Here is a 13,903-nt window from a genome sequence, read left to right as displayed (position 1 = left end):
AGACGAGACAGCCATGCCAGAACCCCCCAGAAGCGTCTCACGCAGAACCCTGCTCGCGGCCGGCGCGTTCGGCGCCCTCGGGACCGCCCGCCCCGCCGCGGCCGCCTCCCGTCCCGACATCGGCGTCGCCGCCTACGCGTTCCCGCTGACGGCCGTGCGCCTGCTGGGCGGGCCGTTAGCGGCCAACGCCGGGCGTACGCACAGCTACCTGTCGTTCCTCGACCCCGACCGCCTTCTGCACGCCTTCCGGCGCAACGTCGGCCTCGCGTCGTCCGCCACGCCCTGCGGCGGCTGGGAGTCGCCCAGCACCGAACTGCGCGGCCACTCCACCGGGCACCTGCTGTCCGCCCTGTCCCAGGCGTACGCCTCGACCGGCACGGCGGAGTTCAAAAGCGACTACCTGGTGACCGAGCTGGCCGGATGCCAGGCCCGCGCGACCACCGCCGGGTTCAACGCTGGCTACCTGTCGGCCTTCCCCGAGAGCTTCATCGACCGCGTCGAGGCGCGCCGGCAGGTCTGGGCCCCCTACTACACCCTCCACAAGATCATGGCGGGGCTGCTCGACGCGCACCTGCTCACCGGCAACGCCCAGGCGCTGACCGTCCTGCTCGGGATGGCCGCCTGGGTCAAGCTGCGCTGCGATCGGCTCAGCTACACGCAGCGGCAGAACATGCTCGACACCGAGTTCGGCGGCATGAACGAGGTGCTGACCAACCTCTACCAGCTCACCGGCGACCCCGCCCATCTCGCCACCGCGCAGTACTTCGACCATGCCGAGGTCTTCGACCCCGCTCGCGGCCGGGACCGACGCCCTCACCTCCGGCACGTACGCCGCGCTCACCCGCACCTGGAACAGCGGGGACGTCGTCGACGTCGACCTGCCCACCCCGCTGACCCGGGAGGCCGCACCGGACGACGCGACGGTGCAGGCGGTCAGGGTCGGCCCGATCGTCCTCGCCGGCGGGTACGGCACGACGAACCTCGGCGCCCTGCCCGCGCTCGACCCCGCCACGATCACGGCGACCTCGACGCCGCTGCGTTACACGGCGACGGCGAGCACCGGCCAGGTGACCCTGCGGCCCTTCCACCAGACCTCGGCTCCACCACGGGGAACTGGATCGGCCGCTCGCAGTACGCCGGCGACCCCTACCTGCGGGGCGCGGTCGACTCGCTGCGGATCTACAGCTAGGCGCTGACCGCCGCCGAGATCGCCGATCTCCACTCGACAGGCTTGTAACCCCTCGCGGAAAGGCACTTCATCCATGTCACGACGCTCATGGCGCCGGCGCCTGTCCTCGGTGGCCGCGATCGCGGCCACGCTGGTGCTGGTCCTGGCGGGCGGCGCGTACGCCGCCAACCCGATCATCACCTCCATCTACACGGCCGACCCCGCCGCCCTCGTGGTGGGGAACACGATGTACATCTACTCCGGGCACGATGAGGCGGCCCCCGGCGCGACCAACTTCTCCATGCGCGACTGGCACGTGCTCTCGTCGACGGACGCGAACACCTGGACCGACAACGGGGCGAAGCTGTCGATCGCCGACTTCTCCTGGGCGGGCGCGGACGCCTGGGCGGGGGAGGTGGAGCCGCGCAACGGGAAGTACTACTGGTACGTCCCGGTCAACGGCAACGGGCCGGGATGGATGGACATCGGCGTGGCGGTCGGCGACAGCCCGCTCGGCCCGTTCCACGACGCCAAGGGCGGCCCTCTGATCAGCGACAGCACCCCGAACTCGTCGCCGCTGAACATCGACCCCACGGTGTTCACGGACGACGACGGGCAGGCGTACATCTATTGGGGCGGCTACTGGGGAGTGCGGGCGGCCAAGCTCAAGTCCAACATGATCGAGCTGGACGGCTCGGTCGTCACGCCGCAGGGCCTCACCAACTACTGGGAGGCGCCGTGGATGTTCAAGCGGAACGGCGTCTACTACATGGTCTACGCGGCCAACGACACCAACGGCTGCGTCACCTCGTCCAGCTACGCCTGCCAGCGCTACGCGACCGCGAGCAACCCGCTCGGGCCCTGGACCCAGCGGGGCGTGATCCTCGACCAGGTCAGCTCCACGACGAGTCACGCGGCGGTGGTGGAGTTCAACGGGCAGTGGTACATGGTCTACCACACGGCCGACGCGCCGGGCGGCGGCAACTTCCGCAGGTCCGTCGCGGTGGACAAGCTCTACTTCAACGCCGACGGCACGATCCAGAAGGTGATCCAGACCAGGGGCGGCGGCACCGGCGGTGACAACAAGGCGCTGACCGCGACCGCCTCGACGTCGTACGTGTCCTCCTGGGAGAGCCTCGCGGCGATCAACGACGGCTACACCCCGGCCGGTTCGGCCGACCGGGCCCACGCGGTGTACGGCAACTGGCCGCAGCAGGGCGCCCAGTGGGTGCAGTACGACTGGCCGGCCGCGGTCACCCTCAACCGGGTGCGGGCCTACTGGTTCGACGACGACCAGGGCATCGACCTGCCGGCGTCCTGCTCGGTGCAGTACTGGACCGGCTCGGCCTGGCAGAACGTACCCGGGGCGAGCGCCTGCGGCGTGGCCCCGAACACCTTCAACACCGTGACGTTCTCGCCGGTCACCACCACGCGGATCCGGCTGAACTTCACCTCGCGCAGCGGCTACTCGACCGGCCTGCTGGAGGTCCAGGCCCTGGCGCCGTGAGCCGGGCGAGCGCCTTCCGGGTCCCGGAAGGCGCTCGCCCGTCCGCCGCTAACCCTCCGGATAGAAGAGGAACAGCGTGCAGCCCGTCGTCGTCTGCGGGACGTGTGAGGAACCCGCGGGGGCGTGGATGAAGGAGCCGGCCGGGTAGTCCCGCTCGCCGTCGTTGAAGACGCCGGAGACCACGAAGACCTCCTCGGGCCCCGGCTCGTGGACGTCGACTCCCTGCCAGCGGGTGTTCGCGTCCATCTCCAGCACGAAGGCCTTCGCACCGTTGTCCCCGGCCCACAGCGGGCGCAGCCGGATGCCGGGGAAGAGTTCACGGACCGGAGCGTCCTGGACGGCGGACCACACACACGCAGGCGTGTTCTGTTCTGTCGTCATGAGGGCCAGCCTGGCGGCCGGCCGTCGCCTCGCCGAGCGTCAGAAAAGACATCATGCGGTACTTTCCTGCCATGCATCGAGTGGTGGCCCTCGTCCGTCCACGGCAATCGACCTTCGAACTCGCCTGCGCGGCTCAGGTGTTCGGGATCGAGCGGCAGGGACTTCCGACGCGGTACGCGTTCGGCGTGTGCACCGAGCGCCCCGGCCCGGTCGCGACGTACGCCGGGTACGACATGCTCGTGACCGACGGGCTGGACGCGCTCGACCGGGCGGACACCGTGGTCGTCCCGGGCTGGCTGCCCGTCAAGGAGCCGCCCTCGCCCGCGGTCGTCCGGGCTCTGGGCCGCGCGCATGCCCGCGGGGCCAGGGTGGTGAGCATCTGCTCAGGCGCCTTCCTGCTGGCACACGCCGGTCTGCTGGACGGACGGCGGGCGACCACCCACTGGAAGCTGGCGGACGAGCTCGCCGCGCGCTTCCCGCGCATCCGGGTCGACCCGGATCCGCTGTACGTGGACCACGGTGACGTGGCCACCAGCGCCGGCGCCGGGGCCGGCATCGACCTGTGCATGCACCTGGTCCGCCGCGACCAGGGCGCCCGGTACGCCGCACACATCGCACGGACCATGGTCATGCCGCCCCACCGCGAGGGCGGGCAGTTGCAGTACTCGGCGCCACCGCACCCGGCGCAGATCGACGACACGCTCGCGCCGTTGCTGGAGTGGATCATCGAGAGACTCGGTGAACCGCTGACCGTCGAGGAGATGGCCGCACACGCCGGCGTCTCGGCGCGCACCCTCGCCCGTCGGTTCGCCGAGCAGCTCGGCACCAGCCCCGGGCAGTGGCTGCTCGCCCAGCGGATCGCCACGGCCCGGGACCTGCTGGAGTCCTCCGACCTCCCGCTGGACGCCGTCGCCCGCCGCGTCGGGCTCTCCTCGGCCACCAACCTCCGGCGGCGCTTCCTCACGATCATGGGCACGACGCCGGGCGCCTACCGCCGGGCGTTCCGGGCCGAGCCCTGACGTGAATGCGCTAAAGGCGGAATATGCTCCTAGCGTAATTTGCTCATGGAAGAAATGTGCTCAGAGTGAAATAGGCAGGCCTCTTCCCGGGTTCCGGGACTAATGTCGCGGCATGACCCGACTACCGGAACAGGGAGACCAGATGGACCACCACGCGCGCTCCGGCGACCCCGCCGCCGACCGGTTCGCCTTCGGAGATCTTGGCCGTAAGCTGCTGGAACGGCGCATCGTCGTGCTCGGCCAGGAGGTCGACGACGACATCGCCAACCGCATCTGCTCGCAACTGCTGCTGCTGACCGCGGAGGACTCCGAACGGGACATCAGCCTTTACATCAATTCCCCCGGTGGTTCCGTGTCGGCCGGTCTGGCGATTTACGACGTCATGCAATACGTGCCGAACGACGTCGTCACCGTGGGCATGGGCCTGGCCGCATCGATGGGGCAGTTCCTGCTGTGCGCCGGCGCGCCGGGCAAGCGTTACGCCCTGCCGCACGCGCGCATCATGATGCACCAGCCGCTCGGCGGCATCGGCGGCACGGCGGCCGACATCGCGATCCAGGCCGAGCAGATGCGGCACACGAAGAAGACCCTGGCCGAGCGCATCGCCTTCCACACCAATCAGCCGCTCGAACGCATCGAGGCGGACTCCGACCGGGACCGGTGGTTCACCGCCGAGGAGGCCAGGGAGTACGGCATCGTCGACCACGTGGTGGCCGGGCTCGGCGCCCTGCGGACGGCACGCTGAGCGGCAGGGTGTCAGCGGCACGCTGAGCGCCGGAGCGAGCCGCACTGTGGTGCAGTGGAGGGCGCAGTGGATGGCGCCGTGAACGAGCGGGGGAGCGCGCTCAGCCGCAGCGCGTCCCCTTGGCCGGGACCGTCCCCTCCAGCAGGTAGGCGTTGACCTTGTCGTCGATGCACTGGTTCTGGCCGTACGCGCCGTGGCCCTCGCCGTTCAGCGTCAGCAGCACACCGGTGCGCAACTGCTCGGCCAGGCGCGGCGCCCACTGGTAGGGCGTGGCCGGGTCGTTCGTCACGCCGACCACCAGGATCGGGCCGGACCCGGTGGCGTCGACGTGCCTGGCGGCGTCGTCCCCGGGCACCGGCCAGACGCTGCACGATCCCGCGCTGATCGCGGTCGAGGCGAAGACCGGGCTCCGCTTCTCCAGCCGCCGGGCCAGCTCCTCGGCCTGGGCGACCGAGGGCCGGTCGGTGCTGTCGACGCACAGCACCGCCGGCAGCGAGAACTGCAGGGTCGAGTAGGTGCCGTTCGGCTGCCGCCCGGCGTACTGGTCGGCCAGCGCGAGCAGGCCGTCGAGCTTGCCCTTCCTGCCCTCGTCCAGCGCCTCGGTGAGCAGCGGCCAGGTGTACTTGCTGTAGAGCGCCTGGGTGATGCCCGCCCTGGCGATGTCCTCGGTGACCGTGCGCGAGCCGACCTTCCCCGGCGTGCGCGCCAGGGTGTCGAGGAGCTTCAGCACGGTGGCGTTCGCGGCGTGGGCGTCGGCGCCGAGCGGGCAACTCGTCCGCGTCTTGGTGCAGTCGGCCAGATAGTCCTCGTACGCCTTCTGGAAGCCGAGCGCCTGCGTCTTGGCCATGTCGAGCATGCTGACCGAGGGATCGACGGCCGAGTCGAGCACCATGCGCCCCACCTTCTTCGGGAACTGCGTGGCGTACACCGCCCCGAGGTGGGTGCCGTAGGAGAAGCCGAAGTAGTTGAGGCGTGGCTCGCCGAGGGCCACGCGCAGGGTCTCCATGTCGCGTGCCGCGTTGACGGTGCCGACGTAGGGCAGAATCCAGCCCGCGTTGCGCTCGCACGCCTGGGCGAAGCCCTTGACGAGCTTGGTCTCGGCCGCGGCGTTCTCGCTGGGCTCCCTGCTCATGTACTGGTCCATCTGCGGGCCGCTGAGACAGCGGATGCCGCTGCTGCGCTCCACGCCGCGCGGGTCGAAGCTGACGAGGTCGTAGCGGCTGTTCAGGGTGGAGAACGCGTGGGCCGCGTTGATGAGCGTCGTGACGCCGGAGCCGCCGGGCCCGCCGAAGTTGAAGACCAGGGAGCCGATCCGCCGGCTCTGGTCGGTGGCCCGCAGCCGGACCAGTGCGATGTCGATCTTCTTGCCCTCCGGTTTGGCGTAGTCGAGGGGCACCTGGAGTGTGGCGCACTCGAAGCCGGAGGAGGAGGCCGTCTCCTCGCACGCCTTCCACGACAGGGAGGGTGTGCCCGAGGCAAACTCCTCCGGAGTGACCCGCGCGCCCCCGCAGCCGGTGGCCGCCGTCATCGCGCCGAGCCCGGCGACCGCCGCCGCCAGCACCGGCCAGACCCTTCGCGCCGCCGCCCGCGCCGATACCACTCGCGACATCGCTCGCGACACTGACAACCCTCCGTGTTCGACTGTATTCGGAGGGTGCCTCGTTTATATCGCACGCCGTCTCCACCGCACCGCCGACTCACCGGAACTCCGCCTTACCGGACAATGGTCTAAACCATTTCCCCTCCCGCGCCGGGGAGCCTTCACGTCGTCCTTGGTGGCGAATTGGTTTATACCACTCTGCGGCCACCGGAAAAATGGCCGTTCTTTGATTGGATTAGACCTGTTCGATGCCTGCGACCTGCTTAGACGTCATATGTGGCGAAGGGTGAGGTTTGGTGCTGCTTTTCCTAGGTACAGTCCGGTTGCGGGCCGCGTCCGCGGTTTTATTGAAGTCGGCGAAGGAGCGTCGCATGCCCAAGTACGTTTACGACTTCACCGAGGGCAACAAGGACCTCAAAGACCTACTCGGTGGCAAGGGCGCCAATCTGGCGGAAATGACCAACATCGGCCTCCCCGTGCCTCCCGGCTTCACGATCACCACGGAGGCGTGCCGCCACTACCTGAGTCACGGGGGCATGCCCGACGGGCTGGAGGGGGAGATCGGCGAGCATCTGGCCGCCCTGGAAGCACGGATGGGCAAGCGCCTCGGCCAGGCGGACGACCCGCTGCTGGTCAGCGTGAGGTCGGGGGCCAAGTTCTCGATGCCCGGAATGATGGAGACGGTCCTCAACATCGGCCTCAACGACGACTCGGTCCTCGGGCTGGCCAAGCAGTCGGGCAACGACCGCTTCGCGTGGGACTCCTACCGCCGTCTCATCCAGATGTTCGGCAAGACCGTCCTGGGCATCGACGGCGAGCTGTTCGAGGACGCGATGGACGCCCTCAAGGGCGAGCGGGACGACACCGACCTCGACGCCGCCGACCTCCAGCGGCTGGTCGAGACCTTCAAGGGCATCGTCCGGGAGCGGACGGGCCGCGACTTTCCCGCCGACCCCCGGGAGCAGATGGATCTCGCCGTCAGGGCGGTCTTCGACTCCTGGAACGCCCCGCGCGCGATCCTCTACCGCCGCCAGGAGCGCATCCCCGCCGACCTCGGCACCGCCGTCAACGTCGTCGCCATGGTGTTCGGCAACATGGGCCCGGACTCCGGCACCGGGGTCGCCTTCACCCGCGACCCCGGCTCGGGACGCCAGGGCGTCTACGGCGACTACCTGCGCAACGCCCAGGGCGAGGACGTCGTCGCCGGCATCCGCAACACCGTCCCCCTGCAGGAGCTGGAGACCATCAACCCGGAGGCCTACCGCGAGCTCCTCGACATCATGGCGACGCTGGAGCGGCACTACCGCGACCTGTGCGACATCGAGTTCACGATCGAGCGCGGCAAGCTGTGGATGCTGCAGACCCGGGTCGGCAAGCGCACGGCTGCCGCCGCCTTCTGCATCGCCACGCAGCTCGTGGACGAGGGCCTGATCGACATGGACGAGGCGCTCACCCGGGTCACCGGCGACCAGCTCGCCCAGCTCATGTTCCCCCGCTTCGCCGCGACGGCCGGCAACCGCAGGCTGACCACCGGTATGAACGCCTCGCCCGGCGCCGCCGCGGGCAGGGCCGTCTTCAGCTCCGAGCGGGCCGTCGAGCTGGCCGGGCAGGGCGAGGCGGTCATCCTCGTACGGCGGGAGACCAACCCCGACGATCTCGCCGGGATGATCGCGGCCCACGGCGTGCTCACCTCCAGGGGCGGCAAGACCTCCCACGCCGCCGTGGTGGCCCGCGGGATGGGCAAGACCTGCGTGTGCGGGGCCGAGGAACTGGAGGTCGATCCGCACGCCCGCCGCTTCACCGCCCCCGGCGGGATCGTGGTGAACGAGGGCGACGTGATCTCGATCGACGGCGGCACCGGAGCCGTGTACCTCGGTGAGGTCCCGGTCACCGCCTCGCCGGTCGCCAGGTATTTCGAGGGCGAGCCCGCCGAGGACGAGCTGGTGCGGGCCGTCGACCGGATCATGACCCACGCCGACTCCGCACGCCGGCTCGCCGTACGGGCCAACGCCGACACCCCCGAGGACGCCGCCCGCGCCCGCCGCTACGGCGCCCAGGGCATCGGGCTGTGCCGTACGGAGCACATGTTCCTGGGGGAGCGGCGGCGGCTCGTCGAGGACCTGATCCTGGCCACGACGCCCGAGGAGCGGCAGGCCGCGCTCGACGCGCTCGAACCGCTCCAGACCGGCGACTTCACCGGCATCTTCACGGCCATGCGCGGGCTGCCGGTGACGATCCGGCTGATCGACCCGCCGCTGCACGAGTTCCTGCCCGACCTCACCGACCTGGCCGTGAAGGTGGCCCTCGCGGAAGAACGGGCGGGAGAAGGGGCTGACGACCGGGACCGCAGGCTCCTCGACGCGGTCAAGCGGCTGCACGAGCAGAACCCGATGCTCGGCCTGCGCGGCGTACGGCTCGGCCTGACGATCCCCGGCCTGTTCGCCATGCAGGTGCGGGCCATCGCCACGGCGGCCCGGCGGGTCGAGGACGCCCGTGCGGAGATCATGATTCCGCTGGTCGGCGCGGTGCAGGAGCTGGAGATCGTCAGGGAGGAGGCTGAGGGCATCCTCGCCGAGGCGGGCGTGGAGGCGGCGATCGGCACGATGATCGAGGTGCCGAGGGCGGCGCTGACGGCCGGGCAGATCGCCGAGGCCGCCGAGTTCTTCTCGTTCGGCACCAACGACCTCACCCAGATGACGTGGGGCTTCTCCCGCGACGACGTCGAGAGCGCCTTCTTCGGCAGATACCTCGACCTCGGCGTCTTCGGGGTCTCGCCGTTCGAGTCGGTCGACCGGGAGGGCGTCGGCCGGCTGATGCGGATCGCGGTCGAAGAGGGCAGGCGGACGCGGCCGGACCTCAAGCTCGGCATCTGCGGCGAGCACGGCGGCGACCCCGACTCTGTGCACTTCTGCCACGAGATCGGCCTCGACTACGTCTCCTGCTCGCCGTTCCGCATTCCGGTGGCCCGGCTGGAGGCGGGCCGTGCGGCGCTGACCTGTGCGGAGTCCGATACGCGATGAGGTGAAATTCCACAGAACATCCGGACTGATTGTGGAATGACCAGGTCGGAGTGGAGACGGTTCACCGGGTCGCGCGACACGGCCCGGTGACCGTTGAAGCCGGCCGCCTGATCTGATCACTCTACGTACCTACCGCAAGGGAGGGCGTGGAGTGAGAAGACGTCGCCGCCTGCCGTCGCCGGGGAGGCGCCGTGCTGTCTTCGCGTTGCTCTGTACCCTCGCGGCACTGCTCGGCGTCGCCCCCGCTTCCCCGGCCCTGTCGCTGACGACCTCGGTGACGGGCACGGCGGGACAGGAGGGACAGGCGGGTCAGGAGCCGTCGACGTCGAGGCAGTACCAGGTGGACGGCCCCGCCACCGTCGCGCAGCGCAGCGCGGTGGCCCGCACCGGGGCCGCGGTCGACGAGGTGCACGGCCGGAGCATGGTCGTCACCGCGACCCTCCAGGAGGCCGACGCCATCCGCAGGCTCGGGTTCACGGTCACCGAACTGGCACCCCCCGCCGAGACGGGCGGCCCGCAGACCTTCGACTTCCCCTCGGGGGACTCCGGCTACCACAACTACGCCGAGCTCAGCACGCTGGTCGACCAGGTCGTCGCCGCCCATCCCACGATCGCGCGCAGGTTCAGCTACGGCCGCTCGTACGAGGGCCGCGACCTGATGGGCGTCAAGATCAGCGACAACGTGGGCGTCGACGAGAACGAGCCCGAGGTGCTGTTCACCGCGCACCAGCACGCGCGCGAGCATCTCACCGTCGAGATGGCGATCTACCTGCTGCGCCTGTTCACCGACAACTACGGCGGCGACGCCCAGATCACCGATCTGGTGAACACGCGGGAGATCTGGATCCTGCCCGACCTCAACCCCGACGGCGGCGAGTACGACATCGCCACCGGCTCCTACCGGTCGTGGCGCAAGAACCGCCAGCCCAACTCCGGCACCTCCAGCGTCGGCACCGACCTCAACCGCAACTGGGGCTACAGGTGGGGCTGCTGCGGCGGCTCGTCCGGCACCCCGTCGAGCGAGACCTACCGTGGCCCGGCCGCCGAGTCGGCCCCGGAGGTCAGGGCGGCGGCCGACTTCGTCCGCGGCCGCGTGGTCGGCGGCGTCCAGCAGATCAAGGCGGCCATCGACTGGCACACCTACAGCGAGCTCGTCCTGTGGCCGTACGGGTACACGACGGCCGACACCGGCCCGGGCATGACGCGGGACGACCGGGACGCGCACGCCGCCCTCGGCCGGAGCATGGCGGCCACCAACGGGTACACCGCCGAGCAGGCGAGCGACCTCTACATCACCGACGGCTCCATCGACGACTGGATGTGGGGCACGTACAAGATCTTCACGTACACGTTCGAGATGTACCCCAAGAGGAGCAACCCCGGCTTCTACCCGCCCGACGAGGTGATCGACAGGGAGACCTCCCGCAACCGGGCGGCCGCGCTGCTGCTCGTGCAGTACGCCGACTGCGTCTACCGGGTCATCGGCAAGGAGTCCGCGTACTGCGGCGCCTGATCCATCGGAGATCACGCCAGCACGGTCATACCAGCACGGTCACGCCGGCGAGGGCGACCAGCGTGACAAGGGCCGTCGAGAGGGCGCCCAGCGTGACGGCGCGGCGGCCGGTGCGCAGGAGCGCGCGCAGGCGGACCGCCGCTCCCATGCCGAACAGCGCGGCGGTGAACAGCAGGGTCTCCGCGGTCTTCAGCACCGCCAGCGACGCGGGCGGCAGGACGCCGAGGCTGCGCAGGGCCGCCATGGCGAGGAAGCCGGCCACGAAGAGGGGCACGACGGGCGGCCTCCTGCCCTCAGCGGGAGCGGCCGTACGGCGGCGCCAGAGGGTGACTCCGGCGATGAGGGGGGCGAGCAGGACCACGCGGGTCAGCTTGACGACCACCGCGGTGGTGAGCGCCGCCCCGCCCGCGGCCTGCGCCCCGTCCACAGCCTGCGCGGTGGCCACGACCTGGGCCACCTCGTGCACGCTGGCGCCGGCCCAGACGCCGAACGCCTCCGGAGACAGGTGCAGGAGACCCCCGGCCTGCGGCAGTACGGCGATCGCGAGCGAGCCGTACAGCGTCACCAGGGCGACCGCGGTCATGACGTCCTCCTCGTCGCTGTCGGTCACCCCGTCCATGGCCGCGACGGCCGCCGCCCCGCAGATGGAGAAACCGGTCGCGACGAGCAGGGACAGCTCCCGCCCCAACCCGAGCCTGCGGCCGAGCCACTGTGTGCCGAAGAAGGTCGCGGTGACCGTCACCACGACCAGCAGCACCACCGGGAGTCCCAGGGCGAGGACGTCGGGAAGGGCGAGCTGCGCGCCGAGGAGGACGATCCCGAGCCGCAACGGCCCTCTGGCCGCGAACTCGAGCCCCGGACGCAGGGCGGGTGAGGACAGGCCCAGGTTGGTCATGAGGGCGCCGAGGACGAGCGCCGCCATCAGCGGGCTGACGGCGGGGACGAGCGCGTTGACGGCGGTGGCCAGGGCCACCCCGGCGGCCGTCGCGAGCAGTCCCGGGAGCGGGGAACGGGCAGCGGTGGTCCGCGTGGGAGACGGAAGCATGCGGAGATCGTCGCGAAGTCCCATATGCCCCGGTAGCCACCGATTTCGCAAGAGGTCATACGGTTGCCGTATGACCGTACGGTGGCCGGATCTGGCCAGCCTCGAACTGCTGCTCCTGGTGGCGGAGCAGGGCAGCCTCGGTAAGGCGGCGAAGCTGCACGGCATCACGCAGGCGTCCGCCAGCCGCAGGCTCGACACGCTGGAGCGGGAGCTGGGCGTGCCGCTGCTGCACCGCTCGACCACGGGCTCGCGCCTCAGCCCGCAGGGCCAGGTCGTCGTGGACTGGGCCCGCGCCACGCTGGCCGCCGCGAACGACCTGCTCACGGGGGTGCGGGCGCTTTGCGGGCGGACCGACGCCCGCGTACGGGTGGCCGCGAGCATGACCGTCGCCGAATACCTGATGCCCGGCTGGCTGGTGACGCTGCGCCGCGTGCTGCCCGACGTGGAGGTGGGGCTGCGCGTGGTCAACTCCGGCGAGGTCTGCCGGATGGCGACGGACGGCGAGATCGACGCGGGCTTCATCGAGTCGCCCGTCGTGCCGCGGGAGCTGACCTCCTGGCCGGTCGCGGAAGACCGGCTCGTCGTCGTGGTGGCCCCCGGTCACGCGTGGGCCCGGCGCGGGAAGCCACTGCGCGGCGAATCTCTGGACGGGGAACCACCGCGCGGGGAACCGCTGAGCCGGGCCGACCTGGCCGCGACGCCGCTGGTGGTGCGCGAACCCGGCTCGGGCACCCGCTACGCCCTCGACCGCCTCCTGACCGGCCCGGACGTCGCCCCGCCGATCCTGGAGCTGTCCTCCAACGCCGCGGTGAAGGTGGCGGTGGAGACCGGGGTCGCCCCGGCGGTTCTCAGCCACCTCGCCGTGGCCGCGGAACTGCGCGACGGACGCCTGATCGAGGTGCCCGTCGCCGGTCTCGACCTGCGGCGGCCGCTGTTCGCGGTGTGGCGGGCCAGGACCCGGCTGACCGGCCCGGCAGCCGAGCTCGTCCGCCTCGCCAGGACCGCCGCTCACGGCGCCCCGCGACCCTAGCCGTCAGCCCACCACGAGAACGCCCCAGCCCGTGATCGGCCTGCTCGGCGCCGTACCTGCCGCCGGGCGGCTCGGCCTGCAGATCCCCCTTTTGCGCGCCCCGGCGGCATGCCGATGCGCCCGGGCGCGTCGGTGCGAACCCGCCGGCGGATCCCGTCGATCAACTGCCGCTTACTGAACTGCCCTTCTGACGAACGGCCTCGATGCCCGCCAGCACGATGCGTAGGCCGTGCTCGAAATGGTCGTCGCTGTCGACGGCGTAGAGCTCCTTGGTCACGCTTGCCGTCAGGGGATACCGGGTTTCGTCGATGGTCATCGTCTGCGCATAGGGGTTGGGGCCTTCGTAATTCTCGCCCGTACGCGCTTGTTGCTCGATCGTGAAGCCCACGACGTAGTGCAGGACGGCGGGGAACGCGCGGGCCGCCTCGGTGGTCGAGAAGCCGGCGTCGGTGAGCGTACGCAGAACCAGTTCGAACGTCCGCCCGATGGACGGACCCGTCGAGTAGGACCCGGCAGTGACCCTGGCGCCGTCGCGGTAGCGAAGCATCGCGTCGCGCATCCTGCGTGCGAGGCCGGCGATCCATTCCTGCCAGGTCTCGTTGCGGCTGGGGCCTTCGACGCCGTCGGCCGCCTCGGCCGTGATCAGCCCGGCCATCAGGTCGAGCAGCTCGTGCTTGTTCTTGACGTGCCAGTAGAGCGTGGGTGCCTGGACGTCGAGCTCCTTGGCGAGTGTCCGCATGGTCAGGCCGTCGAGGCCGACGTCGTTCAGCAGCCGCAGGCCGGTCCGGGCGATCAGGTCGGGTGTGATGGGCACGGTTGACAATCTAGCACCGTTAGAGCTAAATCTAACGCCGTTCGAGATTACTCTAATAGCG

The 13,903-nt window shown here is 70.5% G+C and carries 11 protein-coding genes; 7 read left to right on the top strand and 4 right to left on the bottom strand.

All coding sequences use genetic code 11. From position 1 onward, the window contains the following. Positions 1 to 13: 13 nt before the first annotated feature. Positions 14 to 1,189, top strand: coding sequence for a beta-L-arabinofuranosidase domain-containing protein (locus Msi02_RS03385; RefSeq protein WP_204047024.1), 1,176 nt, complete (start codon positions 14 to 16; stop codon positions 1,187 to 1,189). 73 nt (positions 1,190 to 1,262) lie between these two features. After that, the gene (locus tag Msi02_RS03380; RefSeq protein ID WP_204047023.1) at positions 1,263 to 2,675 is read left to right on the top strand and encodes a family 43 glycosylhydrolase; all 1,413 of its coding nucleotides are present in this window, start codon (positions 1,263 to 1,265) and stop codon (positions 2,673 to 2,675) included. Between the two features lie 48 nt (positions 2,676 to 2,723). Here Msi02_RS03380 and Msi02_RS03375 read toward each other — a convergent pair whose 3' ends face one another. Further along, positions 2,724 to 3,056, bottom strand: coding sequence for a cupin domain-containing protein (locus Msi02_RS03375; protein ID WP_079312273.1), 333 nt, complete (start codon positions 3,054 to 3,056; stop codon positions 2,724 to 2,726). Between the two features lie 71 nt (positions 3,057 to 3,127). On the opposite strand from Msi02_RS03375, the gene Msi02_RS03370 reads away from it, so the two are divergent. Then, positions 3,128 to 4,075 carry a GlxA family transcriptional regulator gene (locus Msi02_RS03370; RefSeq protein ID WP_239108086.1) on the top strand — a complete coding sequence of 316 codons (948 nt, stop codon included), beginning with the start codon at positions 3,128 to 3,130 and terminating at the stop codon, positions 4,073 to 4,075. Positions 4,076 to 4,217: 142 nt separating this feature from the next. Next, the gene (locus Msi02_RS03365) at positions 4,218 to 4,820 is read left to right on the top strand and encodes an ATP-dependent Clp protease proteolytic subunit (protein WP_204047169.1); all 603 of its coding nucleotides are present in this window, start codon (positions 4,218 to 4,220) and stop codon (positions 4,818 to 4,820) included. A 100-nt stretch (positions 4,821 to 4,920) separates the two neighbouring features. Here the strand turns inward: Msi02_RS03365 and Msi02_RS03360 are convergent, their stop codons facing one another. Next, positions 4,921 to 6,429: an alpha/beta hydrolase gene (locus Msi02_RS03360; protein WP_204047021.1), complete on the bottom strand. Its 1,509-nt coding sequence runs from the start codon at positions 6,427 to 6,429 to the stop codon at positions 4,921 to 4,923. 362 nt (positions 6,430 to 6,791) lie between these two features. On the opposite strand from Msi02_RS03360, the gene ppdK reads away from it, so the two are divergent. Together ppdK and Msi02_RS03350 are read left to right on the top strand one after the other, a co-directional pair. Further along, positions 6,792 to 9,440: a pyruvate, phosphate dikinase gene (gene ppdK, locus Msi02_RS03355; RefSeq protein ID WP_204047020.1), complete on the top strand. Its 2,649-nt coding sequence runs from the start codon at positions 6,792 to 6,794 to the stop codon at positions 9,438 to 9,440. A gap of 205 nt (positions 9,441 to 9,645) precedes the next feature. Next, positions 9,646 to 10,953 (top strand): M14 family metallopeptidase, encoded by a 1,308-nt coding sequence (locus Msi02_RS03350; protein ID WP_239108085.1) that lies wholly within the window; start codon positions 9,646 to 9,648, stop codon positions 10,951 to 10,953. A 25-nt stretch (positions 10,954 to 10,978) separates the two neighbouring features. Here Msi02_RS03350 and Msi02_RS03345 read toward each other — a convergent pair whose 3' ends face one another. After that, the gene (locus Msi02_RS03345; protein WP_204047019.1) at positions 10,979 to 11,998 is read right to left on the bottom strand and encodes a YeiH family protein; all 1,020 of its coding nucleotides are present in this window, start codon (positions 11,996 to 11,998) and stop codon (positions 10,979 to 10,981) included. Positions 11,999 to 12,068: 70 nt separating this feature from the next. Here Msi02_RS03345 and Msi02_RS03340 point away from each other — a divergent pair, with 70 nt between their 5' ends. Beyond that, on the top strand, positions 12,069 to 13,028 hold the full coding sequence (locus Msi02_RS03340) for a LysR family transcriptional regulator (RefSeq protein ID WP_204047018.1): 960 nt from the start codon (positions 12,069 to 12,071) through the stop codon (positions 13,026 to 13,028). 160 nt (positions 13,029 to 13,188) lie between these two features. On the opposite strand, the gene Msi02_RS03335 is transcribed toward Msi02_RS03340, so the two are convergent. Further along, the gene (locus tag Msi02_RS03335) at positions 13,189 to 13,842 is read right to left on the bottom strand and encodes a TetR/AcrR family transcriptional regulator C-terminal domain-containing protein (protein ID WP_204047017.1); all 654 of its coding nucleotides are present in this window, start codon (positions 13,840 to 13,842) and stop codon (positions 13,189 to 13,191) included. Positions 13,843 to 13,903 lie beyond the last annotated feature (61 nt).

This window comes from Microbispora siamensis (genome assembly GCF_016863095.1).
Lineage (GTDB): Bacteria > Actinomycetota > Actinomycetes > Streptosporangiales > Streptosporangiaceae > Microbispora > Microbispora siamensis.
Note: the sequence above shows the minus strand (reverse complement) of the source record. Positions and strands in the feature narration are given on the sequence as shown.